This window comes from Pseudomonas sp. yb_9 (assembly GCF_043103635.1).
GTDB lineage: Bacteria > Pseudomonadota > Gammaproteobacteria > Pseudomonadales > Pseudomonadaceae > Aquipseudomonas > Aquipseudomonas monteilii.
This window is the reverse complement of record NZ_JBICKA010000029.1, coordinates 78,738-104,235: the sequence shown is the minus strand read 5'-3', so window position 1 is coordinate 104,235 and position 25,498 is coordinate 78,738. Positions and strand designations below refer to the sequence as shown.

The following is a 25,498-nucleotide window of genomic DNA, read 5'->3' as shown; positions in this document are numbered from 1 at the left end:
GCGAGCCGCGCAGGGTTCGACCAAGGTCGCAGACCACGAGCGAGTGAGTGGCATTTTAGCGACAGCCCGGTAGTCGATATTTCTTCAAAGCGACAACTACTTACAGAAGCGCCTGAAACCGCTGCGGGCGATATTGACGACCAGCGCAAAATATGCGAAGGCACAAGAAATAGAACCTATAGACCTAGCAATTCCTGGGCCTATTATTGGCAAAGCCTTGTACTACGGCAAGTGGAGCGTGCCGCGTTGAAGAAAATGGCTGCGTGAACGCACCGAAACAGGTCCGCGTTGTTTCCTCGCGCCCCGAACATGTGCAAGGCCGGTGACAGAACAGTTACCGATGAATGTCGGGTAACAGTCAAGCAAAAACCCCGCCCGGTTGCCCGGGCGGGGTTTTCTGTTCACACAGCCCTGCTTCACTGTCAGGCCGAAGCGAGGCTCATTGCCTTGTGGGTATCGATCAGGTGTTGCACCACGCCCGGGTCGGCCAGGGTCGAGATATCGCCCAACGCATCGTACTCACCGGTGGCAATCTTGCGCAGGATACGGCGCATGATCTTGCCCGAACGGGTTTTCGGCAGCCCCGGTGCCCACTGGATCACATCCGGCGAGGCGATCGGGCCGATTTCCTTGCGCACCCAGTTCTTCAGTTCCAGGCGCAGTTGCTCGCTGGCCTCGATACCGGCATTGAGGGTGACATACACATAGATGCCCTGCCCTTTGATGTCGTGCGGCACGCCAACCACTGCAGCCTCGGCCACCTTCGCGTGGGCCACCATGGCACTTTCGATCTCGGCGGTACCCATGCGGTGCCCGGATACGTTGAGCACGTCATCCACACGGCCCGTGATCCAGTAATAGCCATCCTCGTCACGGCGCGCACCGTCACCGGTGAAGTACATGCCACGGAAGGTTTTGAAGTAGGTGTCGACGAAGCGATCGTGGTCGCCGAACAGCGAACGCGACTGGCCCGGCCAGGAGTCGAGGATCACCAGGTTGCCCTCGGCAGCACCGTCGATCAGGTTGCCCAGGTTGTCCACCAGCGCTGGCACCACCCCGAAGAACGGACGGGTAGCCGAACCCGGCTTCAGGCCGGTAGCGCCCGGCAGCGGGCTGATCAGGATGCCACCGGTCTCGGTCTGCCACCAGGTATCGACGATCGGGCAACGCTCCTTGCCCACGGTCTTGTAGTACCAGTTCCAGGCTTCGGGGTTGATCGGCTCGCCCACCGAGCCGAGCAGGCGCAGGCTGGAGCCGTCGGCACCTTCAACAGCCGCCTGCCCTTCGGCCATCATCGCGCGGATGGCAGTGGGCGCGGTATAGAGGATATTGACCTTGTGCTTGTCGACGATCTTCGACACGCGGGTGATGTCAGGATAGTTCGGCACACCCTCGAACAGCAGGGTAGTGGCGCCATTGGCCAGCGGGCCATACACGATGTAGCTGTGGCCGGTGACCCAGCCCACGTCGGCAGTGCACCAGTACACTTCACCTGGGCGGTAGTCGAATACCCGCTCATGGGTCAGTGCGGCATACACCAGGTAACCGCCGGTGGTGTGCAGCACACCTTTCGGCTTGCCGGTTGAGCCGGAGGTGTAGAGGATGAACAGCGCTTCCTCGGCCCCCATTTCTTTCGGCGCGCAGTGGCTGGAGGCCACTTTCATCAGGTCTTCGTACCAGATGTCGCGGTGCTGGTGCCAGGCAATGTCGCCACCGGTACGCTTGCACACGATGATCTTCTGCACGCTGTTGGTTTCAGGGTTGGTCAGCGCCAGGTCGACGTTGGCCTTGAGCGGGGTGCGGCGGCCGCCACGCAGGCCCTCGTCGGCAGTGATCACCACCTTGGACTTGCAGTCGATGATACGGCCAGCCAGCGCCTCGGGCGAGAAACCACCGAACACCACCGAGTGGATCGCACCGATGCGGGCGCAGGCCAGCATGGCGACCACGGCTTCGGGGATCATCGGCATATAGATGGTGACCACATCACCCCGGTGCACGTCCTGGCCACGCAGGGCGTTGGCGAACTTGCACACCTGCTCGTGCAGCTCGCGGTAGGTGATGTTGCGGTGTTCGGAAGGGTCGTCGCCTTCCCAGATGATGGCCAGCTGGTCGCCGCGCTCTTCAAGGTGGCGATCCAGGCAGTTGGAGGAAACGTTCAGAGTGCCGTCGGCGAACCATTTGATATCGACGTGATGGTCGTCGAAGGAGGTCTGCTTGACCTTGGTGAACGGCTTGATCCAGTCGATTCGCTGGGCCTGCTCGCGCCAGAAGCCGTCCGGGTTGATCACCGATTGCTGGTACATGGCCTTGTAGGTGGCCTCGTCGGTCAGGGTAGTGGCCGCAACCTCGGGACGAACGGGATACAGTGGAGCCGCACTCATCTGTGTTACCTCGGTGTAATAGTTGTTTTTGTATGGAACCGTTTGTAACTGTACCAGAGCGACAAAAGCCATTCGACGTTGGTAGTAATTTGGTACGACCGTTCCGCCAACGTGCTCTGGCACGCGGATTACAGCCCTGACCACGAAAAAACGGGGGGCTTTACCAGAGGATTATTACAGATTCTGTCAAAACACTTTATCAAAAGACCCACTGTTTCGGCCTTGGCCACAACCCTAAAATTCACCTCGCCAGCAACGGCAAGGCGATTAACAACTGGTAACAGCCCCCACGAAGGCAAACGTTAATCTCCCTCTAATCCCGATAGTTAAAACTAGCAATACTCGCGGCGCCATAAGCGCCGCGTGCCCCCTCACGACCTTAGACAGGTAAATAGAAAATGAAAGCTTTACTGGTATTGGTACTTGGCAGTCTTTGCGGCGCGGCAATGGCCGGCGAAGCCAAAGATGCCGAGCAGATTCCGGTTGAACAGTACAGTTACTCGCAGCACCTGGACATTGCCCGCGTCATCTCCATGAGCGAAGTGCCCAACGTATGCGAAGTCGTGCCAGCCCGCATGACCTACGAGGACTCCAAGGGCCAGAAGCACATTCTCGAATATCGCGTGATGGGGAACGGCTGCTCTAACGGCTGATACCTTCTGAATCAGGGGCCCTGCGGGCCCCTTTCACCTTTTGCAAAGCCCAACTAATCGGCAGACTTGCCAAGCGAATAGTCCCTTAACTTGTTGGCGATTGTTGTATGCGAAACGCCCAGCCTTTTCCCTAAAGCCCGGCTACTCGAAAACTCCCCCATCAAACTTTCCAGCACCGCTTTTTCAAAGCGCCCGACAATCTGCGAAAGATCACCCTCCAGCGAAAACTCACCCAGCGGTTGCCGCGCGCCATAATCCGGCAAACGTATATGCTCGCTTTTAACCACGCCGCCTTCACATAAAGAAACCGCCTGGAACAATACGTTTTCCAACTGCCTTACATTGCCCGGCCAATGGTATTGCCCAAGTTTGTCCATCGCCGCCGGCGCAAGCCGCGGCATGGCACAGCCGATTTGTCGGCTGGCCTGGTCGAGAAAGTGTTGCACCAGCCCTTCCAGCCCATCCATGCATTCGCGCAAAGGCGGAATGTGCAGCGACAACACGTTCAGGCGGTGATAAAGGTCCTGACGAAACTCGCCGCGCGCGCACAACTCGGACAAATCCACCTGGGTCGCGCAGATCACCCGCACATCCAGGTACACCTCTTCATCGCTGCCCACCCGGCGAAAACAACCGTCCTGCAAAAAGCGCAGCAACTTCACTTGCAGGCGCGGGCTCATCTCCCCTACCCCGTCAAGGAACAGCGTGCCGCCTGCGGTCAGTTCAAGTAGCCCCAGCTTACCCTCTGCCCGCGCCCCTTCGAATGCCCCGGGGCCGTAACCGAACAGCTCGGTTTCGGCCATCGACTCGGGCAAGCCGGCGCAATTGAGCGCCATCAGCGGCGACTGCCCACGGGGGCTGGCCAGGTGGCAGGCGCGTGCCAGCAGCTCCTTGCCGGTGCCGGTCTCACCCTCGATCAGCAGCGGCGCATCCAGCGGCGCCATGCGGCGGGCCTCGCGCACCACGGCGGCCATCACCCGCGAGCTTTGGAAGATGCTATCGAAGCCTCGCAGTTCCTGCTTGCGCACGTTGTAGATGCGTTCGCCAATGCGGTCGGCACGGTGCAGGGTGAGCACGGCGCCAGCCAACGCCTCGCTGTCATCGTGCTCGGACTGCAGCGGTGCGATATCCGCCAGGAACACATCACCTTTGACCTTGATACGCAGGCCATTGATGCGCGACTTGTTGGCCCGCACCAACTCCGGCAGATCGAAGTCTTCCACATAGCGCGCCAGCGGCATGCCCGGCACCTCATCCACGCGCACCCCCAGCAACTGCGCTGCCGTGCGGTTGGCGGCGACGATGCTGCCGCCCATGTCGATCGACAGCACCGGGAAGTCCAGCGCCCCGAGCAAGGCGTTCAGCTCCATGTGCCGGCGTTCGCTGGGCATCAGGCCCACGCGCTTGACGCCAAATACCCCGGCAATTGCCTCGAACTTCGGCCGCAAGGCCTGGAACTGCAGGTTGATCAGGTTCGGGCAGTGCAGGTAGATGGCATTGCCATGGTCACCGCCCACCTCGCCCCGCAGCACGTTGATGCCGTACTCCACCAGCAGGTTGAGGATGTCGCGCAGGATGCCAATGCGGTTCTGGCAGTGCACTTTGATACGCATGAGGGCTCTCGAGGCGCCAATGTTTTTCAACATCGCGCGGAAAAGTCGTAAAGATAAGCTGACAAAAACAGTGAAACCATCAGCCGTATGCCCCGAATTTTCCGACACCCAGGCTCTTTTGTAAAATTATCGTTACGAAATCCACCTCACCCGCTGGCGCGGCAGCGGCTTGCACCCGTGCAAAACGGGCAGTGAAGGGATATTCCTTAGGCATGTCCTGCACATAACAAGAAAAGCCCTCACCAGGAGAGCCTCATGAAACAGACGCACTACGTGGCACGCGAGCCCGATGCGCATGGTTTTATCGATTACCCGCAGCAAGAGCATGCGGTATGGAACACCCTGATCACCCGTCAGCTGAAAGTGATCGAAGGCCGCGCGTGCCAGGAATACCTGGACGGCATCGACCAGCTCAAGCTGCCCCATGACCGTATCCCGCAACTGGGCGAGATCAACAAGGTGCTGGGTGCCACCACCGGCTGGCAGGTTGCCCGGGTTCCGGCGCTGATTCCCTTCCAGACCTTCTTCGAATTGCTGGCCAGCAAACGCTTCCCGGTCGCCACGTTCATCCGCACCCCGGAAGAGCTGGACTACCTGCAAGAGCCCGACATCTTCCACGAGATCTTCGGGCACTGCCCACTGCTGACCAACCCATGGTTCGCCGAATTCACCCACACCTACGGCAAGCTCGGCCTGGCGGCAACCAAGGAACAACGCGTGTACCTGGCACGCCTGTACTGGATGACCATCGAGTTTGGCCTGATGGAAACCGCCCAAGGCCGCAAGATCTATGGCGGCGGCATCCTCTCGTCACCGAAAGAGACCGTCTACAGTTTGTCTGGCGAGCCTGAACACCAGGCCTTCGACCCGATCGAAGCCATGCGTACCCCGTACCGTATCGACATCCTGCAGCCGCTGTATTTCGTGCTGCCGAACATGAAGTGCCTGTTCGACCTGGCCCACGAAGACATCATGGGCATGGTCCACAAGGCCATGCAGCTGGGCCTGCACGCACCGAAGTTTCCACCCAAGGTCGCTGCCTGAGCGACCTTGCCGATAACAACTCGAACTGGAAAACACCCATGAATGCCTTGAACCAAGCCCATTGCGAAGCCTGCCGCGCCGACGCGCCAAAAGTCACCGACGAAGAGCTGGCGGAGCTGATTCGCGAAATCCCGGACTGGAACATCGAAGTACGTGACGGCCATATGGAGCTGGAACGCGTGTTCCTGTTCAAGAACTTCAAGCACGCCCTGGCGTTCACCAACGCCGTAGGCGAAATCGCCGAGACCGAAGGCCACCACCCCGGGCTGCTGACCGAGTGGGGCAAGGTTACCGTGACTTGGTGGAGCCACTCGATCAAAGGCCTGCACCGCAATGACTTCATCATGTGCGCACGGACTGACAAAGTGGCGGAAACGGCCGAAGGCCGTAAGTAATCGCTGAAAAACGGGGCCGCAATCGGCCCCGTTTTTTTATGAAGCCTGTGCGCTGTTCGCCCGCGAAACCGACAAACGAACGGTAAAAAAACCAAACTGTCATCCAGACTTGTGTATCCTGCCCCAGCTTTGCGAAGCTTCAACCGCGCCTGGCGCAGACTTTTCACTCACACTTGCGAGGAACGACGAGATGCACGAAATCCCGAATCTTCCCTTCCCAAGCCTGAACCCAGAAGAGCCATCCGTGACCGTTCACGCCGAACCGGCAGCTGCCGCCGAGCAGGATGGTGACGATCAATCCAGCGCTGACCAGGAATAAATCGCGCAACCTCCAACAGTGTGAAAACGGCTGACCTGCGGGCTACCCCCGTCATCACGTTTTCACACTGTCCAGAACCTGTGTAGGCCCCATGCCCGACTCACCGCGCCCCCTTGCGGTCACCCTGCAAGTCGTCTCTATCGTCCTCTTCACCTTCATCGGCTACCTCAACATCGGCATCCCGCTAGCCGTGTTGCCCGGCTATGTGCACAACGACCTCGGCTTCAGCGCCGTGGTCGCGGGCCTTGTGATCAGCGTGCAGTACCTCGCCACGCTGCTCAGCCGCCCTACTGCCAGCCGCATCATCGACAACCACGGCAGCAAGAAGGCGGTCATGTATGGCCTTGTAGGCTGCGGGCTTAGCGGGGTGTTCATGCTCGCCTGCGCCTTCCTCACCCATCTGCCCTGGCTGAGCCTGACTTGCCTGCTGGTCGGCCGGCTAGCACTGGGCAGCGCCGAAAGCCTGGTAGGTGCGGGCGCGATTGGCTGGGGCATCGGCCGGGTGGGCGCTGAAAACACCGCCAAGGTCATCTCCTGGAACGGCATCGCCAGCTATGGCGCACTGGCCGTCGGTGCACCGCTGGGCGTGCTGATGGTCAAGAGCCTGGGGCTGTGGAGCATGGGCGTCAGCATTATCCTGCTGTGCATACTCGGCCTGCTGCTGGCCTGGCCGAAACAGGCCGCCCCTATCGTCAGTGGCGTACGCCTGCCGTTCCTGCGCGTGCTGGGCAAGGTGTTCCCGCATGGTTCGGGGCTGGCCTTGGGCTCGATCGGCTTTGGCACCATCGCCACGTTCATCACCTTGTACTACGCCAGCCGTGGCTGGACCAATGCCGCGCTGACCTTGACCCTGTTCGGCGCCAGCTTCATCAGTGCGCGGCTGCTGTTTGGCAACCTGATCAACCGCATTGGCGGGTTCCGGGTGGCAATTGCCTGCCTGTCGGTTGAAACACTGGGGTTGTTGATGCTGTGGCTGGCGCCCAGCGCCGAGCTGGCCTTGGCAGGGGCAGCGCTTAGCGGGTTTGGCTTCTCGCTGGTGTTCCCGGCGCTGGGTGTGGAGGCGGTGAATCAGGTGTCGGCGGCCAACCGCGGCGCGGCGGTGGGGGCGTATTCGCTGTTCATTGATTTGTCACTGGGGGTGACCGGGCCACTGGTGGGCGCGGTGGCGGCGGGGTTCGGGTTTGCTTCGATGTTTCTGTTTGCGGCGGGTGCGGCGGGTTGTGGGCTGGTGTTGAGCCTGTATCTGTACAGGCAGGTGCGGCGGCATCGAGATCATTGAAGGCTGGGGGCTGCCTGGCAGCCCCCGAAGCCCTGAACGTTAGCGCTGGGCGTACTGCAACACCACTTCCAGCGGGTGGCGCATCTTGCGCTCGGTCATGCGCTTGACCTGGCTGCGGCACGAGTAACCGGTCGCCAGCGGCTCTCCTTCCTTGTCCAGCTTGGTTGCCCAGCTTTGCTCGAAGATGGTCCGCGAAGTCGCTTGGTTACGCGCCTCGTGGCCGTAGGTCCCCGACATACCGCAGCAACCCGTCGCCTCGGTCACCAGCTTCAGGCCTAGGCGGGCAAACACCTGCTCCCACTGCTTGGTACTGGCCGGCACGTTGGTCTTCTCGGTGCAGTGCGCCATCAGGCGGAAGTTGCCCGGTGCGGTCGGTGCCTGCTCAGGCAGCACGTCCATCAACCATTCCTGCGGCAACAGCACCTTCGGGCAACCGTCCAGCCCCGGCACTTTCTGGTACTCCTGGCGGTACACCAGGGTCATCGCCGGGTCCAGCCCCACCAGAGGCACGCCACAGTCAGCCAGGGCCTTGAGCTGGGTAGCGTTACGGATCGCCGCCTTGGCGAACGCCCCCAGGAAGCCCTGTACATGCAAAGGCTTGCCGTTGGCACTGTAAGGCGCCAGGAATACCCGGTGGCCCAGGCGGTGGGCCAGGTCGATGAAGGCTGAGAGCAGCGGGGTCTCGAAGTAACGGGTGAACGCATCCTGCACCAACACGATGCTGCGCTCGCGCTGGGCCGGGGTCAGTTCACGCAGGGCCGGCACGCTGGCCACGCCGACACGGCAACGGGTCAGCGTGGCCTGGAAGTTGAAGCGGCTGATCAACGGGCTGTCGACCATGCCAATGTTGTCGGACAGCAGCTTGCTGACCCACTTCGAGCCCATGACCGCGTTGTACAGGCCCGGCGCATGGGCCAGGTACGGGATGGTGAACTCCAGCGAGCCGATCAGGTAGTCACGCAGCGGGCGCTGATAGCGGCCGTGGTACAGCTCAAGGAAGCGCGAACGGAAGTCCGGCACGTTGACCTTGATCGGGCACTGCCCGGCGCACGACTTGCACGCCAGGCAACCGGCCATGGCGTCGTATACTTCGTGGGAGAAGTCTTCCTGCCCCTGGCTGCGCGCGCGGTTGTTGCGCAGGCGTGCCGGCAGGCCCTTGAGCCACGACACCTGGTTGCGGGCTGCGGCCAACACGTCGATGTTCGCTTCGCCCTGCAGGCGCAGCCACTCGCGCATCAGCGAGGCGCGACCCTTGGGCGAATGCTGGCGTTCACGGGTGGCCTTCCACGACGGGCACATGGCGTCGTTGGGGTCGTAGTTGTAGCAGGCGCCGTTGCCGTTGCAATGCACGGCACTGGGGAAGTCCTGCCACACACGCTCATCGATGGTGCGGTCAAGGTCGCCGCGCAGGGTTACGCCATCGACCGGGGTCAGGCCCTCGGCACTGCCCAGCGGTGTGCAGATCTTGCCGGGGTTGAGCTGGTTGTGTGGGTCGAAGGCACCTTTCAGGCGCTGCAGCGCCGGGTACAGCGCACCGAAGTACTCCGGCACGTATTCCGAACGCAGGCCTTTGCCGTGCTCGCCCCACAGCAGGCCGCCATAGCTTTTGGTCAGCGCGGCCACGGCGTCGGAAATCGGCTTCACCAGCGCGGCCTGGGCCGGGTCCTTCATGTCCAGGGCCGGGCGCACGTGCAGTACACCAGCATCGACGTGGCCGAACATGCCGTAGGCCAGGCCGTAACCGTCCAGCAGGGCGCGGAAGTCGGCGATGTAGTCGGCCAGTTGCTCTGGCGGTACCGCCGTGTCTTCCACGAACGGCTGCGGACGTACCTCACCCTCGACGTTACCCAGCAAGCCCACCGAACGCTTGCGCATCACGTAGACGCGGGTCACCGCCTCGGCGCCTTCAGCCAGTGTATGCCCCAGGCGCTCGACACTGGTATCCGCCTGCAAGTGCTCGACGAAGGCTTGCACCCGGGCGTTGACTTCAGACGGCTCATCGCCGCAGAACTCCACCAGGTTGATACCCAGGGTCGAGCGGTCGGGGTCGGCCGGGAAGTATTCGGCAACACTGTGCCAGACGATGTCCTTCATCGCCAGCATCAGCACCTTGGAGTCGACGGTCTCGATCGACAGCGGCTTGTGCGCCATCAGCGCATTGGCATCACGCAGGGCATCCATGAAACTGGTGTAGCGCACGTTCACCAGCACCGCATATTTGGGGATCGGCAGCACGTTGAGCTTGGCCTCCACCACATAGCCCAGCGAACCTTCGGCACCGCACAGCACACTGTTGAGGTTGAAGCGGCCCTGCTCGTCGCGCAGGTGCGCCAGGTCATAGCCGGTGAGGCAGCGGTTCAGCTTGGGGAAGGTGGTTTCGATCAGTTCGGCCTGGGTTTCCTGGATCTCCCGGGCCATGCGGTACACCTCGCCGACCCGGCCGGGCGCGGCACAGGCCTGTTCCAGCGCGGCGTCGTCGATTGGCAGGCTGTGCAGGCGCTCGCCGCCGAGCAGCACGCTGTGCAGCTCCAGCACATGGTCACGGGTTTTGCCGTAGGTGCAGCTGCCTTGCCCACTAGCGTCGGTGTTGATCATGCCGCCGACAGTGGCACGGTTGGAGGTGGACAGCTCAGGGGCGAAGAACAGCCCGTGCGGCTTGAGCGCGGCATTGAGCTGGTCCTTGACCGTACCGGCCTGCACCCGTACCCAACGTTCCTCGACGTTGATTTCGAGGATCTTGTTCATATGGCGCGACAGGTCGACGACGATGCCGTCGGTCAGCGACTGGCCATTGGTGCCGGTGCCACCGCCGCGCGGGGTCAGCTTGACGCCCTGGAACCGCGCCTCGCCCATCAGGGTGGCAACCCGCGCCACATCGTCGGCGTCCAGCGGGAACACTGCGGCCTGGGGCAAGCGCTGGTAAATCGAGTTGTCGGTGGCCAACACCGTGCGGGTGCCGTAGTCGGCACTGATCTGGCCACGGAAGCCGCTGCTGCGCAGGGCTTCGAGGAATTCGGGGTAGTTGGCGCTCGGTGCAACGGTCGGCAGCTGGGCGATCATCGAAGGATGGCCTCTTGATATTGGCTAATTCACGGGATTCCTGTCGCTCCGGCATGGGTTGATGCATGCAGGGATGACGTATAGGCCAATGTTCCTGTAGTTTCGCTTCAGGGGCAAACGGATAATCCTGCCGCTATCAATGACTTTTATGAATGAATTACCGCCACCTGACACCGTCCATGTCGCTGCTGCTGGCATTCGAGGCCGCCGCCCGGCATGAAAGCTACACCCGCGCCGCCGCCGAACTGTCGCTGACGCAAAGCGCGGTCAGCCGCCAGGTGCAGGCGCTGGAACAGCAACTGGGCCTCACCTTGTTCCGGCGCGAAGGCCGCCAGGTACAGCTGACGGATGTCGGTCGCCTGTACCAGCGCGAGCTCAGCGAGGCGCTGGGGCGCATCCGCAGTGCCACCTTGCAGGCGCTGGCGTATCAGTCGGGGGTCGGCACCTTGCGCCTGGCCACCCTGCCAACGTTCGGCTCGAAATGGCTGCTGCCACGGCTGCATGCGTTCTACAGCGCCTACCCGGGCATGCTGGTGCACATTCATTCACGTATCGAAGCCATCAACTTCGACACCAGCGAAATCGACGCCGCCATCGGCGTGGCCAGCCACGACCTGCCGGGGCTGATCTGCCATCGCCTGCATGCCGAGGAACTGGTGGTGATCCTGCCACCGGAGGCCGGGGCCGACAGCCAGGGCTGGAGCCCCGCACGGATCAGTGAAGAGGTGCTGTTGAATGTAGCCAACAACCCGCATGCCTGGGGCGAATGGTTCTCGCACCATGGCCTGCCGCACCGGGCAATGCGCTTGGGGCCGAGCTTCGAGCTGACCTCGCACCTGATCCAGGCGGTGCGGGCCGGGATTGGTATCGGGCTGGTGCCGCGCATACTGGTGGAGGAAGAACTGGCCAAGGGTGAGCTGTACAGCCCGGGGGTGGCGTTTGCCAGCCAGCGTAGTTATTACCTGATCTACCCGCCCAGGAATGAGGCCTTGCCGTCGTTGCGGGCATTCAGGGGGTGGTTGCTGGAGCAGATCTGAATTGTTGCCTGTGCTTGCGAAGAGGCCGGCACAGGCAACAAAAAACCCGAAGCCAGTCACCTGCCTTCGGGTTTCTTCATACTGCTTTAAGTCACTTACTTGGCTACATGACCCGCAGCCCCACCGGCGTTCACCCGGCGGCGTGGCTTGACCATGTAGACCACAAACATCCCCAACAGCCAAACCGGCATGACGTACACCGAAACCTGAATACCCGGAATCATCAGCATGATACCGAGGATCAGCACCACGAAGGCCAGCACGATGTAGTTGCCGTACGGGTACCACAGCGCCTTGAACAGCGGTTTCTGACCGGTACGGTCCAGGTGCTGGCGGAACTTCAGGTGCGAATAGCTGATCATCGCCCAGTTGATCACCAGGGTAGCCACCACCAGCGACATCAGCAGCTCCAGGGCATTCTGCGGCATCAGGTAGTTAAGCAGTACGGCCACGAAGGTAACGGCAGCCGACGCCAGGATCGAACGCACAGGCACGCCACGCTTGTCGACCTTGGCCAGCGACGCCGGGGCATCGCCCTGTTCGGCCATGCCCAGCAGCATGCGCGCGTTGCAGTAGGTGCCGCTGTTGTACACCGACAGTGCGGCTGTCAGGACCACGAAGTTCAGCAAGTGGGCAGCAACGTCACTGCCCAGCAGCGAAAACACTTGCACGAACGGGCTGCTGCCATAGCTGCCACCCGAGGCATCGATGCTGGCGACCAGGTTGTCCCATGGCGTCAACGACAGCAATACCACCAAGGCGCCTACGTAGAAAATCAGGATACGCCAGATGACCTGGTTGATCGCCTTAGGGATCACGGTCTTCGGCTTGTCGGCTTCGGCAGCAGTGAAACCGAGCATTTCCAGGCCACCGAACGAGAACATGATGAACGCCAGGGCCATCACCAGCCCGCTGACACCGTTCGGGAAGAAGCCGCCATGGGACCACAGGTTGGCGATGGTGGCATCCGGCCCGCCGCTGCCGCTGGTGAGCAGGTAGGCACCCAGGCCGATCATGCTGACGATGGCCACGACCTTGATGATGGCAAACCAGAATTCGGCTTCACCGAAGAACTTCACGTTCATCAGGTTGATGGCGTTGATCAACACGAAGAACGCCGCTGCCGTGACCCAGGTCGGGATTTCCGGCCACCAGTAGTGGACATACTTGCCAACTGCAGAAAGCTCCGACATGCCCACCAGGATGTACAGCACCCAGCAGTTCCAGCCCGACAGGAAGCCGGCGAAGCCGCCCCAGTAGGTGTGGGCGAAGTGGCTGAACGAGCCGGCCACCGGCTCTTCGACAATCATCTCGCCAAGCTGGCGCATGATCATGAAGGCGATGAAGCCGCAGATGGCGTAGCCAAGGATCATCGACGGGCCGGCGGATTTCATCACGCCTGCCGAGCCAAGGAACAGGCCGGTACCAATTGCCCCCCCCAGGGCGATCAACTGGATATGGCGGTTCTTCAGGCCCCGCTTGAGCTCGCCTGAATGCATGTTTTGTCCACTCATGAACGAAGTCACCTGCATTGTTTTTATCTGTGACGGAATCGGACCCACCGCGCTCGTGGCGCAGCGGAATGGGCAAGGTGGTTACCTTGGGTTTCTTGACATTAGGTGCCGCCGAAGCGGGTCAACCCGGCGTGATCAAGAGTGCGCGGTACGCAAAAGGGTCACAGGTAAAACGCGGCGCACTGTATACCCCTGCAAGCGCGCAGGCGTCAACGCGTTGCGCTCTTCCATCCGGAAAAAACGCAGCGATCCTGTGGTATGGGCCTTCAAAGGCGGAGTGATCGGCGTACATGGCGCCTCCATTTGTTGTTTTGTCAGCCAGGCTCTGTGGACAGGCTCTTGCACACGGCAATGGCGGCTATAACACCGTGGGGACGGGGGTTTGGGCAAGGGAGGGCAAGGTGGAGGTGGCGGGTTTGGCACATCGGTGACGGCAAGGTTTGTTTACACGATTGGGTTAAATCTGGAATCAGGGCTGAAACCGGCCATATTTGTACAGTTTTCTTTACAGGCCGGTTCAAGAACTTGCCAGTCGTCAGAAAAATTCTTTTTGTTCAATATCTTGGGGCCGCTTTGCAGCCCCAATTTCTCACAGGCATAAAAAAACCAGCCCGAAGGCTGGTTTCTCATCACCACGCGGGCCAATCAGCCACGCGGTTTACCGCGACCACGGCCTGCCGGCTTGTCACCTTCAGGCTTGCTCGGGCGCTTGCGCATTTCGCTCGGGCGCTCGGCCACCGTGCTGCCTCGGGTGTTTTTACGCGGGGCCTCTTCACGCGGCTGACGCGCCGGCCGTTCACTGGTCGCGGCACCTTCGTGGGCCGGGCGCAGGTTGCGCACACGCTCGCCACGGCCCAGCGGGCGGGTCGATTTGCGCTGCAGGCGCTCCATCTTGTCCTTGGCCTTGAGCTTCATGGCAGGCAGCGCAACCGGCTGCAGGCCGACTTCCGCGGCCAGGATGTCGATTTCGCCCTGGGTCATTTCACGCCAGCGGCCCATCGGCAGGTCGGAGTTGAGGAACACCGGGCCGAAACGCACGCGCTTCAGGCGGCTGACCACCATGCCCTGGGATTCCCACAGGCGACGTACCTCACGGTTACGGCCTTCCATCACCACACAGTGGTACCAATGGTTGAAGCCTTCGCCACCCGGTGCCTTCTGGATGTCGGTGAACTTGGCCGGGCCGTCTTCCAGCATCACGCCGGCTTTCAGCCGTTCGATCATTTCGTCATCGACTTCACCGCGCACACGTACCGCGTACTCACGGTCCATCTCGTAGGACGGGTGCATCAGGCGGTTGGCCAGTTCACCGTCGGTGGTGAACAGCAACAGGCCAGTGGTGTTGATGTCGAGGCGGCCGATGTTGATCCAGCGGCCTTCTTTTGGCCGTGGCAGGCGGTCGAACACGGTCGGGCGGCCTTCCGGGTCGTCACGGGTGCAGATTTCGCCATCGGGCTTGTTGTACATGATCACCCGGCGAGTGGCCTCGGCGGCCTCCTCACGCTTGATCAGCTTGCCGTCTACGGCAATGGCGTCGTGCAGGTCGACGCGCTGGCCAAGGGTGGCCTCGACGCCGTTGACCTTGATGCGGCCCTGGCTGATCCAGGCTTCGACGTCACGGCGCGAACCCACGCCAATGCGTGCCAGCACTTTTTGCAGCTTTTCGCCGGATGGCGGGGTGATTTCGGTATCTTGCAGGTCTTGCTCACTCATCTGGGCACCTCCCGGTGTAGGAATGAAAACAGGTTTTTTGGCGACGAGCGCGCCAAAAGGCCGCGCATCATACGCGGTTTGGCGGGGGAACGCACTGGAGGGTAGAGGGTTTTGTGGGCTTTGGCTGGGGTTTCTGCCTAATGGTGGTGTATGGGCAACAGCAGATCAGGGTTGTAACTTGCCCTCCTCTTCCACCGAGGCCTCAGGCTCTTCCTCGCGCAAATCATCAAAGTCGGTCTTCAGCCCTTCTTCCATGGCATCCAGCTCCACCAGCAAGCTACGGAAGCTGGTTTCCTCCTTTGGCTCAACACCCTCTTCTTCCTCCCCAAGGCTGGCATCTGCCAACGCCTGCAGGTGCGCCGGCACTGGCGCATCGTCCGGGTCGAGCACCGGCTCCATCTCGCGCAGCTCGGCCAAGGCCGGCAGCTCATCCAGGCTCTTGAGGTTGAAGTGGTCAAGAAACGCCTTGGTGGTGGCAAACATCGCCGGCCGCCCGGGCACTTCGCGGTAGCCGACCACGCGAATCCACTCGCGCTCCATCATGGTCTTGATGATGTTGCTGTTCACCGCCACGCCCCGCACGTCCTCGATCTCGCCGCGGGTGATGGGCTGGCGGTAGGCAATCAGCGCCAGGGTTTCGAGCAGCGCACGTGAATAGCGTTGCGGGCGCTCTTCCCACAGGCGCCCGACCCAGGGTGCATAGTCCTCGCGGATTTGCAGGCGGTAGCCGCTGGCCACTTCCTTGAGCTCGAACGCTCGGCCACTGCACGAATTGCCCAGCACGTCCAGGGCCTGCTTGAACACCTTGGGTTCTGGGCGCTCGGCCTCTTCGAACAGCTCGTACAGGCGTTCCAGGGACTGCGGTTTGCCCGACGCCAGCAAGAAAGCTTCGATCAGCGACGCCAGGTCGCGAGGGTCATTCAGGTTCATCAGGTTCTTCAACAAGCGCCGGGCGGAGCCGCACGTGAATGGCGGCGAAAGGTTCATTCTGCACCAGTTCGATCAGCGATTCCTTCACCAGCTCGAGAATCGCCATGAAGGTGACCACCACGCCCAGCTTGCCCTCTTCGGCGGCAAACAACTCGACAAACGGCACGAAAGCACCGCCCTTGAGGCGCTCCAGCACCTGGCTCATGCGCTCGCGGGTAGACAGCGTTTCACGGGTGATCTGGTGGCTTTCGAACAGGTCGTTGCGGCGCATCACCTCGGCCATGGACACCAGCAACTCTTCCAGGCTGACCTGCGGCAACAGCTTGCGCACCTTGGCCTGCGGCGCCTCAAGGCGTGGCACCACCACATCGCGGCCTAGCCGTGGCAATTCATCGATGCCTTCGGCGGCGGCCTTGAAACGCTCGTACTCCTGCAGGCGGCGGATCAGTTCGGCGCGTGGGTCGCCCTCTTCTTCCTCAACATCGGCCGAACGCGGCAGCAGCATGCGCGACTTGATCTCGGCAAGCATGGCGGCCATCACCAGGTACTCGGCGGCCAGTTCAAGGCGCACGCTCTTCATCAGCTCCACATAGCCCATGTACTGGCGGGTGATTTCCGCCACCGGGATGTCGAGAATGTCGATGTTCTGCTTGCGAATCAGGTACAGCAGCAGGTCCAACGGGCCTTCGAAAGCTTCGAGGATGACTTCCAGCGCGTCCGGCGGGATGTACAGGTCCAGCGGCAGCTGGGTCAGGGCTTCGCCGTAGACCAGGGCCAACTGCAACTGCCGAGGCGCTTCGGCCAGCTCGGCCGGTGCCTCGGGCATTTCCACCTGGCTCACGCGTTGACCAGGAACGGCGTGGGGTCGCCGCAGCCTTCGCGGATCAGCTCAGGCTCATCGCCCGACAGGTCGATGATGGTAGAGGCCTTGAGGTCGCCGAAGCCGCCATCGATCACCAGGTCGACGTGATGCTCCAGGCGCTCACGGATTTCGTAAGGGTCGGTCATCGGCTCGGTGTCGCCCGGCAGGATAAGGCTCACGCTCATCAACGGCTCGCCCAGCTCGGCCAGCAAGGCCAGGGTGATGGCATGGTCCGGCACCCGTAGCCCGATGGTGCGGCGTTTATCGTGCAACAGCAGGCGCGGCACTTCACGCGTGCCGTTGAGGATGAACGTGTAAGGCCCCGGCACATGCGCCTTGAGCAGGCGGAAGGTGCCGGTGTCGACCTTGGCGTACAACCCCAGTTGCGACATGTCGCAGCACATCAGGGTGAAGTTGTGCGTCTTGTCCAGCCCGCGTAGGCGCCGCACCCGTTCGATGGCCGCCTTGTCACCCATCTGGCAACCCAGCGCATAGGCCGAGTCAGTCGGATACACCACCACGCCGCCCTTGCGGATGATCTCGACGGCCTGTTTTATCAGGCGCGCCTGTGGGTTCTCCGGATGTATCTGGAAAAATTGGCTCACGTAGTCGTCCTGTTCATAGCGCCAAAGGCTGTTCATGGCTGAATCGACGCCACAGAGGTGGCAAGTCCTCGGGCAAAGGCCGATAGGCACCGATCTCGCCCCAGGTGCCGGGGCCGTGGAAGTCACTGCCAGCGCTTGCCAGCAGGCCGAACTCACGGGTAAGGATGGACAGGGTGCCCACCTGCTCGGCCGGCATCATTCCGTTGACCACCTCAAGTGCCTGCCCGCCTGCCTGAATATAGTCGGCAATCAGCCGTCTGCGCTTGCTGCGGGTCAGATCGTAATGCATGGGGTGCGCCAGGCTCACCCACGCTTTGGACTGGCGCAGGGTGGCGACAGTTTCGTCGAGGGTCGGCCAGTGCTGCTTGACGTCGCCCAGCTTGCCGGCGCCCAGCCACTTGCGAAACGCTTCGCCACGGTCCTTGACGTGCCCGGCGCGCACCAGATACTCGGCAAAATGCGGGCGCGCCGGGGCGTTGCCGCTGTCGCCCAGCTCGTGCTGCACGGCACGGGCGCCTTCGAGGGTGCCAGGCATGCCCTTGGCGGCCAGCCGTTTGTCGATTTCTTCGGCGCGCAGCCAGCGGCCACGGTGCAGCGCTTCGATTGCCGCCAGCAAAGGCGGCGCGTCGAGCGGGAAGTCATAACCCAGCACATGGATGGTCGCACCACCCCAGGTGCACGACAGCTCGACGCCGCTAACCCAGCGCATGCCCCGCTCGATGCAGGCCTGGCGTGCTTCGGGCAGGCCTTCGATGGTGTCATGGTCGGTCAGTGCCAGCGTTTGCACCCCGTGCTCATGGGCCCGGGCAACCAGTACCGAGGGCGACAGGGCGCCGTCGGAGGCCGTGCTGTGACAGTGCAGATCAACATTCATGGAGGAGCGCTTTCGCTGGAATCGATGTTTGTTATTATGCCGTCACATCCCGATTCTGGCTGCCATTGTGAAACAATTCATCGATTTCATCCCGCTGCTGCTGTTCTTCATCGTCTACAAGCTGGACCCGCGCCCCCTGGAAGTCGCCGGCCACAGCTTCGAATTCGGCGGTATCTACAGCGCCACGGCCATGCTGATCATCAGCTCGCTGGTGGTGTATGGCGCGCTGTTCCTGCGCCAGCGCAAGCTTGAAAAGGGCCAGTGGCTGACCCTGGTGGCCTGCCTGGTGTTCGGCGGCCTGACCCTGACGTTCCACAGTGAAACCTTCCTGAAGTGGAAGGCGCCGGTGGTGAACTGGCTGTTCGCCCTGGGCTTTGCCGGCAGCCACTTCATCGGTGATCGGGTGCTGATCAAGCGCATCATGGGCCACGCGCTGACACTGCCCGATGCCATCTGGGCGCGCCTGAACGTGGCCTGGATCGCCTTCTTCCTGTTCTGCGGCGCGGCCAACCTGTTCGTCGCCTTCACCTTCCAGGACTTCTGGGTGGACTTCAAGGTGTTCGGCAGCCTGGGCATGACCGTGATCTTCCTGGTGGCGCAAGGCGTGTACCTGTCGCGCCACCTGCACGACGACCCTTCTACCTCCAAACCCAAGGATTGACATGCTCTACGCCATCATCGCCAGCGACGTCGCAAACTCCCTGGAAAAGCGCCTGGCTGCCCGCCCGGCGCATATCGAACGCCTGCAGCAGCTCAAGGCCGAAGGCCGCGTGGTACTGGCCGGCCCGCACCCGGCCATCGACAGCAACGACCCGGGCGAAGCGGGCTTCAGCGGTAGCCTGATCGTTGCCGAGTTCGAAAACCTGGCGGCGGCGCAGGCTTGGGCCGATGCCGATCCGTACATTACTGCGGGTGTGTACGACAAGGTGGTGGTCAAGCCGTTCAAGCAAGTGCTGCCTTGATCTGAGACCGCGCCGCCTGCTTCGCGGGCAAGCCCGCTCCCCCAGGTACGGTGCAAGCTTCGGCATCGGTGCAGTCCCTGTAGGAGCGGGCTTGCCCGCGAAGAAGGCGACGCGGTAGAGGCAGTTACACAGTTGCCATCAGTCTGCGGTATCTTTGCCACTGGCGGACCGAATAGCCGCCGTCATTGGTTGAATTGAGTGAGTCATGAGCGAGCTGTTACTGATTGATGATGACCAAGAGCTGTGCGAGCTGCTCGGCAGCTGGCTGACCCAGGAAGGGTTCACCGTACGTGCCTGCCACGATGGCCAGAGCGCACGCCAGGCCCTGGCCGAACACGCCCCGGCTGCTGTCGTGCTGGACGTGATGCTGCCCGATGGCAGCGGCCTGGAACTGCTCAAGCAGTTGCGCAGCGAACATACCGAACTGCCGGTATTGATGCTCTCCGCCCGTGGCGAGCCGCTGGACCGCATCCTTGGCCTCGAATTGGGTGCCGACGACTACCTGGCCAAACCCTGCGACCCACGTGAGCTCACCGCCCGCCTGCGCGCCGTACTGCGCCGCAGCCACCCCACCGCCACCACCAGCCAGGTGGAGCTGGGCGACCTGGTGTACAGCCCTGCCCGTGGCGTGGCCAGTATCGATGGCCGCGAAATGACCCTGACCCTGTCCGAGAGCCGCATTCTCGAAGCGCTGCTGCGCCAGCCCGGCGAGCCGCTGGACAAACAGGAGCTGGCGCAAATCGGCCTGGGCCGCAAGCTGACCCTGTACGACCGCAGCCTGGACATGCATGTCAGCAACCTGCGCAAGAAGATTGGCCCCCACGCCGATGGCCGGCCACGCATCGTGGCGTTGCGCAGCCGTGGCTACTACTACTGCCTGTAAATAGCTACAAGCTACGAGCTGCAAGCTAGAAGAAAGAGCAGGATCGCAATCGGCTTCACCTGCAGCTTGAGGCTTGGAACTTGAAGCTGTTCTTTACCGAGCCTTTACCATCCCCTGACTGCGCTTGACGGTGATCTCCCTAGACTGTGCTCATCCGGTAACCACCGGCCTATGAAAGGAGAGACACCATGCGCAAGACCCTTATCGCCCTGATGTTCGCCGCCGCCCTGCCGACCGTGGCCATGGCCATGCCTGACGGCGGCCCGCGTCACGACGGCCCACATCATCGCGGTGATGCGCCTTTCCATCAGCTGGACCTGAGCCGCGACCAGCGCCAGCAGATCGGCAAGCTGATGGGCGAGCAGATGCAACAGCGCCGCGACATCACCGAGCGCTACCTGTCCAAGCTGCCGGCCGCCGACCAGAAAGCCATGAAGGACGAGCTGAAAGCCAGCCGCGACAAGACCGACAGCGCCGTGCGCAACCTGCTCAAGCCTGAGCAGCAGAAGAAGTTCGACGAACTGCAAAAGGAACGCGCCGCCAAGAAAGCCGAGTGGCAGGAGTTCCAGGCCTGGAAAGCTGAAAAAGGCACCAAGGCTCAGTAAGCTGTCTGCCCAATGCCCGGCCCGCATCACTGCGGGCCGGGCTTTTCCGTTTAGGAGGTGCACTTGCGTTCACTGTTCTGGCGCATCCTGGCCAGTTTCTGGCTGGCCATTACCCTGGTCGCAGGCCTGTCGATCCTGTTGGGCCACATGCTCAACCAGGACGCCTGGATCCTCAGCCGTCACCCGGGCCTGAATACCTTGGCCAGCAAGTGGGCCAAGCATTACGAGCAGGAAGGCCTGGATTCGGCACAGCACTTCCTGGAACGGCGCAAAGACCGCTACAAGATCGACGTGCAAGTGCTCGACGACAGTGGCGAAGCCGTGGTGCCCGGCACCTTCCCGCGCCGTGCTGCGGCCTTCGAAGCGCGCCAGCACGATGACCAGCGGCGCCTGCCGTGGCGCAGGCTGACCGAGGAATACACCAGCCCCGACACCGGCGAAACCTACCTGCTGATCTACCGCATCCCCCACCCGGCACTGGATGCCTGGCACCGCGAAAGCCTGATGTGGCCGCTCAGTGCATTGGGCATTGCCTTGGTTGTGCTGACGTTGTTCAGCCTACTGGTGACCCTGTCCATTACCCGCCCACTCAGCCGCCTGCGCAGCGCGGTGCATGACCTGGGGCAGACCACCTACCAGCAAAACAGCCTGGCGCGGCTGGCAGCGCGGCGCGACGAGTTCGGTGTGCTGGCCAAGGACTTCAACAAGATGGGCGCGCGCCTGCAAAGCACCATCGGCAGCCAGCGCCAGTTGCTGCGCGATGTGTCCCACGAGTTGCGCTCCCCATTGGCCCGGCTGCGAATTGCCCTGGCGCTGGCCGAGCGCGCCGGGCCCGAGCAGCGGGAAACCCTGTGGCCACGCCTGACCCGCGAGTGCGACCGCCTGGAAGACCTGATCAGCGAAATTCTGGCCCTGGCCCGGGTGGATGCCGAGCAGGCTCATGCCGAACCGGTCGACCTCAACGCCCTGCTGGGCAGCGTGCGCAAGGATGCCTTGCTCAGCGCGCCCGACCAGGATGTGCGCCTTGAAGCGCAGCCTGGCTTGACCTTGCAAGGTTGGCCGACGCTGATCGAGCGGGCCGTGGACAACCTGCTGCGCAACGCCTTGCGCTTCAATCCGGTCGGGCAGCCGGTAGAAGTGAATGCAGTGCGTGAGCAGGACCGCATAGTGATAAGCGTGCGTGACCATGGACCGGGGGCGGCAGCAGAACATCTGGTGCAACTGGGGGAACCGTTCTTCCGTGCACCGGGGCAGGAGGCGCCGGGGCATGGGCTGGGACTGGCGATTGCGCGCAAGGCGGCGGAGCGCCATGGCGGGAGCCTGGTTCTGGACAATCATCCACAAGGTGGGTTTGTGGCCAGGCTGGAGTTGCCTGTGGCGGAGGCTGCTGGCAGTTGAGGTGATGTCAAGGCCACTGGCCCTTTCGCGGGCTTGCCCGCGAAAGGGCCGGATGCCCTGATACAGCAATCAAGCCAAGCCCGCGTTATTCGCCCCAGACGCTGACGAAATCAGCCGTTTCCAGGATCGGCGCGGTACGCGGCTCGGTCAGCGGCGTGCCGACATACAGGTACCCGATCAACTCCTCGTTCTCGGCCAACCCCAACCCCTTGTGCACATGGGCATCAAATGCCATGTCCCCGGTACGCCACACCGCGCCGATACCCTGCGCATGCGCGGCAATCAGGATGCCATGCGCCGCACAGCCCGCCGCCAGGCGCTGTTCAGACTTCGGCACCTTGAAGTGATCCTGCAGCTTGGCCACCACCACAATCAGCAACGGCGCCCGCAACGGCATGGCGCGGGCCTTGTCCAGCGCGGCCTGGCTGGCGTCGCCCTTGCTCTGCACGGCTTCGGCAAACAGCTCGCCCAGCTTCTCGCGGCCCTGGCCTTCAATGGTCAGAAAGCGCCATGGGCGCAGCTGGCCGTGGTCCGGGGCGCGCAACGCGGCCTGGAACAGCGCCTCGCGCTGAGCGGCATTGGGCGCCGGGTCGGTCAGGCGTGGCACGGAAACACGGTTGAGCAATGCGTCGAGAGCCTCCATCGGCTACCCTCCTGGCAGTTGAATGTGCGGCCATTCTCAAGCTGCTAGCCATAAGCTGCAAGCTTCAAGCAGAAGCAGGCCGGCGTACGTTGCTCTTTCTTGCAGCTTGAAGCTCGTAGCTTGCAGCTCACCAACCCATAGGTAGAATGGCGCCCTTCCGAATCGAGTCAGAGCAGATCACATGGCGTTGCCGACCTTAAGGATCATTGGTTTCATCATCGGCATCTTCCTGATTACCCTCGCCGTCAGCATGGCCGTGCCCATGGCGACCCTGGTAATTTTCGAACGCACCGGTGACATGCCGTCGTTCCTCTGGTCGAGCCTGATCACCTTCATCGCCGGGCTGGCCCTGGTGGTGCAGGGGCGCCCCGAACATGTGCATCTGCGCCCACGCGACATGTACCTGCTGACGGTCAGCAGCTGGCTGGTGGTGTGCGTGTTCGCCGCCCTGCCGTTCCTGCTGACCCAGCACATCAGCTACACCGACGCCTTCTTCGAAAGCATGTCGGGCATCACCGCCACCGGCGCCACCGTGCTCAGCGGGCTCGACACCATGTCACCCGGCATTCTCATGTGGCGCTCGATGCTGCACTGGCTTGGCGGTATCGGCTTCATCGCCATGGCGGTGGCGATCCTGCCGCTGCTGCGCATCGGTGGCATGCGCCTGTTCCAGACCGAATCGTCCGACCGCTCGGAAAAGGTCATGCCGCGCTCGCACATGGTCGCCAAGTCGATCGTGGGGGTGTACGTCGGTTTCTCGATCCTTGGCTCGCTGGCCTTCTGGTGGGCAGGCATGAGCCCGTTCGATGCGATCAACCACGCCATGTCGGCGATCTCTACCGGCGGTTTCTCCACCTCTGACCAGTCGCTGGCGAAATGGGACATCCCGGCCGTGCATTGGGTGGCGGTAGTGGTGATGATCATGGGCAGCCTGCCGTTTACCCTTTACGTAGCGACCCTGCGTGGCAACCGCAAGGCACTGATCCGCGACCAGCAGGTGCAGGGTTTACTGGGCATGTTGCTGGTCACCTGGCTGGTGCTGGGTACCTGGTACTGGTACAGCACCAACCTGCACTGGCTCGACGCCCTGCGCCATGTGGCGCTGAACGTGACCTCGGTGGTAACCACCACCGGCTTCGCCCTGGGCGACTACAGCCTGTGGGGCAACTTCTCGCTGATGCTGTTCTTTTACCTGGGTTTCGTGGGCGGCTGCTCCGGCTCGACGGCGGGCGGTATCAAGATTTTCCGTTTCCAGGTGGCCTACATCCTGCTCAAGGCCAGCCTTAACCAACTGATCCACCCGCGCGCGGTGATCAAGCAGAAATACAACGGCCACCGCCTCGATGAAGACATCGTGCGTTCGATCCTGACGTTCTCGTTCTTCTTCGCCATCACCATCTGCGTCATGGCCCTGCTGCTGTCGCTGCTGGGCGTGGACTGGATGACCGCACTGACCGGTGCCGCCGGTACGGTTTCGGGCGTGGGCCCGGGGCTGGGCGAAGTGATCGGCCCGTCGGGCAACTACGCCACGCTGCCGGACGCAGCCAAGTGGATTCTGGCGGCCGGCATGCTGCTCGGCCGACTGGAAATCATTACGGTGCTGGTGCTGTGTATGCCGGCGTTCTGGCGTCACTGACCGCGTCGGCCTCCGCGCCCATACGGGCACGGTACTCACTCGGCGTGGCATCGAACCATCGGCGGAATGCCCGGTAGAAGTTGCTGGGATCGGCAAAACCCAGCAGGTATGCGGCCTCCAGCAGGGTCATGCCCGGTTGGGCCAGGTACTGCTCGGCCAGCTCGCGGCGGGTGTCGTCGAGCAAGGTCTGGAAGCTGGTGCCCTCCTCCTGCAGCCGCCGCTGCAAGGTACGCTGCGACAGGTGCAGGGCCTGCGCCAGGGTCGCGCGCTTGGGCTCGCCCTGCGGCAGGATGCGGCACAGCACCTGACGCACGCGGTGGGTAACCCGGCTTTCGGAAAAACGGGCCAGGTACTCCCCGGCAAAACGGTCATGCAACACCGCCATGGCCTCATTGGCAGTGGGCAGCGGCGCCTCCATGTCGGCCCGTTCGAACACCAGTGCATCGTGCGGCGCACCGAACACCAGCGGCGAATGAAACGCCACCTTGTACGGTTCGATATTCTTCGGCTGAGGCCCCTGCACCAGCACCCGCCTCGGCTGCACCGGGCGGCCGCTGAGCCATTTGCTCAGTGCCAGCGCGCAAGCCAGCGAGGCCTCGGCGCTGTGCCGCGTGGGTGGCAGGTGGTCGCCGTGTACGGTCAGGATCAGGGAATAACCTTCAGGGCCAAGCACGAAGCTCAGGTCCGAGCTTTCGGCGATGATGCGCTGGTAACGCACCAGGCGCTCGAAGCCTTCGGCCAGCGTACGGCTGGACATCAACGCATAGCCCACCACATGGAACGACGCCGGGCGTACCACCCGCGCCATGTTCAAGCCGATGGCCTCATTACCCGACAGCTCCACCGCCAGCTGCCAGAGCCGGGTCATGGAGTCTTGCGGGAAGCGGGCGTCAGGGTCGTCGAGAGCCGCGAAGTCCAGCCCCAGCTGCTTGAACATGGCCTGGCAGTCCAGCCCTTCCAGTTCGAGTGCCTTCACAATCCCTGATGCCCAACTGGCTGACGTGGTTCTTTCGCTCATGACAGGCTTCTTTCTACCGACCGCTCCTGCGGTGAACCCCAAGGATACTCAATTGGCGCCTATTGTCACTG

At 62.4% G+C, this 25,498-nt stretch carries 23 protein-coding genes; 12 read left to right on the top strand and 11 right to left on the bottom strand.

What is annotated here, in order from left to right; all coding sequences use genetic code 11:
* Nucleotides 1-422 precede the first annotated feature (422 nt).
* Nucleotides 423-2,384, bottom strand: coding sequence for an acetate--CoA ligase (acs, locus tag ACF8MI_RS08070; protein ID WP_060500681.1), 1,962 nt, complete (start codon nucleotides 2,382-2,384; stop codon nucleotides 423-425).
* 398 nt (nucleotides 2,385-2,782) lie between these two features.
* Between acs and ACF8MI_RS08065 the strand changes: the two genes are divergently transcribed.
* Nucleotides 2,783-3,037, top strand: a complete 255-nt coding sequence (locus tag ACF8MI_RS08065) for a DUF2790 domain-containing protein (protein WP_003260110.1) — start codon at nucleotides 2,783-2,785, stop codon at nucleotides 3,035-3,037.
* Between the two features lie 53 nt (nucleotides 3,038-3,090).
* On the opposite strand, the gene ACF8MI_RS08060 is transcribed toward ACF8MI_RS08065, so the two are convergent.
* The gene (locus ACF8MI_RS08060) at nucleotides 3,091-4,650 is read right to left on the bottom strand and encodes a sigma-54-dependent transcriptional regulator (RefSeq protein WP_060500677.1); all 1,560 of its coding nucleotides are present in this window, start codon (nucleotides 4,648-4,650) and stop codon (nucleotides 3,091-3,093) included.
* Nucleotides 4,651-4,905: 255 nt separating this feature from the next.
* On the opposite strand from ACF8MI_RS08060, the gene phhA reads away from it, so the two are divergent.
* The 4 genes from phhA (at nucleotide 4,906) to ACF8MI_RS08040 (ending at nucleotide 7,687) form a co-directional block, all read left to right on the top strand.
* Nucleotides 4,906-5,694, top strand: a complete 789-nt coding sequence (gene phhA / locus ACF8MI_RS08055) for a phenylalanine 4-monooxygenase (protein WP_025753872.1) — start codon at nucleotides 4,906-4,908, stop codon at nucleotides 5,692-5,694.
* A 38-nt stretch (nucleotides 5,695-5,732) separates the two neighbouring features.
* Nucleotides 5,733-6,089, top strand: coding sequence for a 4a-hydroxytetrahydrobiopterin dehydratase (locus tag ACF8MI_RS08050; RefSeq protein WP_060500675.1), 357 nt, complete (start codon nucleotides 5,733-5,735; stop codon nucleotides 6,087-6,089).
* A gap of 190 nt (nucleotides 6,090-6,279) precedes the next feature.
* Nucleotides 6,280-6,408, top strand: coding sequence for a hypothetical protein (locus tag ACF8MI_RS08045; RefSeq protein ID WP_003254533.1), 129 nt, complete (start codon nucleotides 6,280-6,282; stop codon nucleotides 6,406-6,408).
* Nucleotides 6,409-6,499: 91 nt separating this feature from the next.
* Nucleotides 6,500-7,687 carry an MFS transporter gene (locus ACF8MI_RS08040; RefSeq protein WP_060500673.1) on the top strand — a complete coding sequence of 396 codons (1,188 nt, stop codon included), beginning with the start codon at nucleotides 6,500-6,502 and terminating at the stop codon, nucleotides 7,685-7,687.
* Between the two features lie 39 nt (nucleotides 7,688-7,726).
* Here the strand turns inward: ACF8MI_RS08040 and ACF8MI_RS08035 are convergent, their stop codons facing one another.
* The gene (locus ACF8MI_RS08035) at nucleotides 7,727-10,747 is read right to left on the bottom strand and encodes an FAD-binding and (Fe-S)-binding domain-containing protein (protein ID WP_060500671.1); all 3,021 of its coding nucleotides are present in this window, start codon (nucleotides 10,745-10,747) and stop codon (nucleotides 7,727-7,729) included.
* Between the two features lie 152 nt (nucleotides 10,748-10,899).
* Here ACF8MI_RS08035 and ACF8MI_RS08030 point away from each other — a divergent pair, with 152 nt between their 5' ends.
* A complete protein-coding gene (locus tag ACF8MI_RS08030) occupies nucleotides 10,900-11,784 on the top strand; it encodes a LysR substrate-binding domain-containing protein (protein ID WP_060500670.1) in 885 nt (294 codons plus the stop codon).
* 95 nt (nucleotides 11,785-11,879) lie between these two features.
* Here ACF8MI_RS08030 and ACF8MI_RS08025 read toward each other — a convergent pair whose 3' ends face one another.
* From ACF8MI_RS08025 to ACF8MI_RS08000, 6 genes are all read right to left on the bottom strand, one after another.
* Nucleotides 11,880-13,298, bottom strand: a complete 1,419-nt coding sequence (locus tag ACF8MI_RS08025; RefSeq protein WP_164524918.1) for an amino acid permease — start codon at nucleotides 13,296-13,298, stop codon at nucleotides 11,880-11,882.
* Between the two features lie 645 nt (nucleotides 13,299-13,943).
* Nucleotides 13,944-15,011 (bottom strand): 23S rRNA pseudouridine(2605) synthase RluB, encoded by a 1,068-nt coding sequence (gene rluB, locus ACF8MI_RS08020; RefSeq protein WP_104834192.1) that lies wholly within the window; start codon nucleotides 15,009-15,011, stop codon nucleotides 13,944-13,946.
* Between the two features lie 165 nt (nucleotides 15,012-15,176).
* On the bottom strand, nucleotides 15,177-15,941 hold the full coding sequence (gene scpB, locus ACF8MI_RS08015; protein WP_200928696.1) for an SMC-Scp complex subunit ScpB: 765 nt from the start codon (nucleotides 15,939-15,941) through the stop codon (nucleotides 15,177-15,179).
* Nucleotides 15,928-16,653, bottom strand: coding sequence for a ScpA family protein (locus tag ACF8MI_RS08010; RefSeq protein ID WP_164525265.1), 726 nt, complete (start codon nucleotides 16,651-16,653; stop codon nucleotides 15,928-15,930). The genes scpB and ACF8MI_RS08010 overlap by 14 nt, the downstream gene beginning before the upstream one ends.
* 125 nt (nucleotides 16,654-16,778) lie before the next feature.
* Nucleotides 16,779-17,408, bottom strand: coding sequence for an L-threonylcarbamoyladenylate synthase (locus ACF8MI_RS08005; protein ID WP_060497465.1), 630 nt, complete (start codon nucleotides 17,406-17,408; stop codon nucleotides 16,779-16,781).
* A 13-nt stretch (nucleotides 17,409-17,421) separates the two neighbouring features.
* Nucleotides 17,422-18,282 (bottom strand): PHP domain-containing protein, encoded by an 861-nt coding sequence (locus ACF8MI_RS08000; protein ID WP_019099116.1) that lies wholly within the window; start codon nucleotides 18,280-18,282, stop codon nucleotides 17,422-17,424.
* Nucleotides 18,283-18,349: 67 nt separating this feature from the next.
* Between ACF8MI_RS08000 and ACF8MI_RS07995 the strand changes: the two genes are divergently transcribed.
* The 5 genes from ACF8MI_RS07995 (at nucleotide 18,350) to ACF8MI_RS07975 (ending at nucleotide 22,130) form a co-directional block, all read left to right on the top strand.
* Nucleotides 18,350-18,943 carry a septation protein A gene (locus ACF8MI_RS07995; protein WP_016711865.1) on the top strand — a complete coding sequence of 198 codons (594 nt, stop codon included), beginning with the start codon at nucleotides 18,350-18,352 and terminating at the stop codon, nucleotides 18,941-18,943.
* Between the two features lies 1 nt (nucleotide 18,944).
* Nucleotides 18,945-19,244 (top strand): YciI family protein, encoded by a 300-nt coding sequence (locus tag ACF8MI_RS07990; protein ID WP_060497457.1) that lies wholly within the window; start codon nucleotides 18,945-18,947, stop codon nucleotides 19,242-19,244.
* A gap of 205 nt (nucleotides 19,245-19,449) precedes the next feature.
* Nucleotides 19,450-20,127: a response regulator transcription factor gene (locus ACF8MI_RS07985; protein WP_060497458.1), complete on the top strand. Its 678-nt coding sequence runs from the start codon at nucleotides 19,450-19,452 to the stop codon at nucleotides 20,125-20,127.
* A 188-nt stretch (nucleotides 20,128-20,315) separates the two neighbouring features.
* The gene (locus ACF8MI_RS07980; protein WP_019099114.1) at nucleotides 20,316-20,732 is read left to right on the top strand and encodes a Spy/CpxP family protein refolding chaperone; all 417 of its coding nucleotides are present in this window, start codon (nucleotides 20,316-20,318) and stop codon (nucleotides 20,730-20,732) included.
* Between the two features lie 57 nt (nucleotides 20,733-20,789).
* Nucleotides 20,790-22,130: a HAMP domain-containing sensor histidine kinase gene (locus ACF8MI_RS07975; RefSeq protein WP_060497460.1), complete on the top strand. Its 1,341-nt coding sequence runs from the start codon at nucleotides 20,790-20,792 to the stop codon at nucleotides 22,128-22,130.
* An 85-nt stretch (nucleotides 22,131-22,215) separates the two neighbouring features.
* Here the strand turns inward: ACF8MI_RS07975 and ACF8MI_RS07970 are convergent, their stop codons facing one another.
* Nucleotides 22,216-22,773, bottom strand: coding sequence for an NAD(P)H nitroreductase (locus tag ACF8MI_RS07970; RefSeq protein ID WP_016711869.1), 558 nt, complete (start codon nucleotides 22,771-22,773; stop codon nucleotides 22,216-22,218).
* A 181-nt stretch (nucleotides 22,774-22,954) separates the two neighbouring features.
* On the opposite strand from ACF8MI_RS07970, the gene ACF8MI_RS07965 reads away from it, so the two are divergent.
* Nucleotides 22,955-24,409 carry a TrkH family potassium uptake protein gene (locus tag ACF8MI_RS07965; protein WP_060497461.1) on the top strand — a complete coding sequence of 485 codons (1,455 nt, stop codon included), beginning with the start codon at nucleotides 22,955-22,957 and terminating at the stop codon, nucleotides 24,407-24,409.
* On the opposite strand, the gene ACF8MI_RS07960 is transcribed toward ACF8MI_RS07965, so the two are convergent.
* The gene (locus ACF8MI_RS07960) at nucleotides 24,366-25,427 is read right to left on the bottom strand and encodes an AraC family transcriptional regulator (RefSeq protein WP_060497462.1); all 1,062 of its coding nucleotides are present in this window, start codon (nucleotides 25,425-25,427) and stop codon (nucleotides 24,366-24,368) included. The genes ACF8MI_RS07965 and ACF8MI_RS07960 overlap by 44 nt on opposite strands.
* Nucleotides 25,428-25,498 lie beyond the last annotated feature (71 nt).

Excerpts from the sequence above, each read along its gene's own strand:
- ACF8MI_RS08065 (WP_003260110.1), top strand. The coding sequence starts at position 2,783 with ATGAAAGCTTTACTGGTATTGGTACTTGGCAGTCTTTGCGGCGCGGCA.
- ACF8MI_RS08025 (WP_164524918.1), bottom strand. The coding sequence starts at position 13,298 with ATGAGTGGACAAAACATGCATTCAGGCGAGCTCAAGCGGGGCCTGAAG.
- ACF8MI_RS08040 (WP_060500673.1), top strand. The coding sequence starts at position 6,500 with ATGCCCGACTCACCGCGCCCCCTTGCGGTCACCCTGCAAGTCGTCTCT.
- phhA (WP_025753872.1), top strand. The coding sequence starts at position 4,906 with ATGAAACAGACGCACTACGTGGCACGCGAGCCCGATGCGCATGGTTTT.
- ACF8MI_RS07970 (WP_016711869.1), bottom strand. The coding sequence starts at position 22,773 with ATGGAGGCTCTCGACGCATTGCTCAACCGTGTTTCCGTGCCACGCCTG.
- ACF8MI_RS08060 (WP_060500677.1), bottom strand. The coding sequence starts at position 4,650 with ATGCGTATCAAAGTGCACTGCCAGAACCGCATTGGCATCCTGCGCGAC.
- ACF8MI_RS08000 (WP_019099116.1), bottom strand. The coding sequence starts at position 18,282 with ATGAATGTTGATCTGCACTGTCACAGCACGGCCTCCGACGGCGCCCTG.
- ACF8MI_RS07980 (WP_019099114.1), top strand. The coding sequence starts at position 20,316 with ATGCGCAAGACCCTTATCGCCCTGATGTTCGCCGCCGCCCTGCCGACC.
- ACF8MI_RS08050 (WP_060500675.1), top strand. The coding sequence starts at position 5,733 with ATGAATGCCTTGAACCAAGCCCATTGCGAAGCCTGCCGCGCCGACGCG.
- ACF8MI_RS07960 (WP_060497462.1), bottom strand. The coding sequence starts at position 25,427 with ATGAGCGAAAGAACCACGTCAGCCAGTTGGGCATCAGGGATTGTGAAG.
- ACF8MI_RS07965 (WP_060497461.1), top strand. The coding sequence starts at position 22,955 with ATGGCGTTGCCGACCTTAAGGATCATTGGTTTCATCATCGGCATCTTC.
- ACF8MI_RS08045 (WP_003254533.1), top strand. The coding sequence starts at position 6,280 with ATGCACGAAATCCCGAATCTTCCCTTCCCAAGCCTGAACCCAGAAGAG.
- ACF8MI_RS08030 (WP_060500670.1), top strand. The coding sequence starts at position 10,900 with ATGAATTACCGCCACCTGACACCGTCCATGTCGCTGCTGCTGGCATTC.
- acs (WP_060500681.1), bottom strand. The coding sequence starts at position 2,384 with ATGAGTGCGGCTCCACTGTATCCCGTTCGTCCCGAGGTTGCGGCCACT.
- rluB (WP_104834192.1), bottom strand. The coding sequence starts at position 15,011 with ATGAGTGAGCAAGACCTGCAAGATACCGAAATCACCCCGCCATCCGGC.
- ACF8MI_RS08035 (WP_060500671.1), bottom strand. The coding sequence starts at position 10,747 with ATGATCGCCCAGCTGCCGACCGTTGCACCGAGCGCCAACTACCCCGAA.
- ACF8MI_RS07985 (WP_060497458.1), top strand. The coding sequence starts at position 19,450 with ATGAGCGAGCTGTTACTGATTGATGATGACCAAGAGCTGTGCGAGCTG.
- scpB (WP_200928696.1), bottom strand. The coding sequence starts at position 15,941 with ATGAACCTGAATGACCCTCGCGACCTGGCGTCGCTGATCGAAGCTTTC.
- ACF8MI_RS07990 (WP_060497457.1), top strand. The coding sequence starts at position 18,945 with ATGCTCTACGCCATCATCGCCAGCGACGTCGCAAACTCCCTGGAAAAG.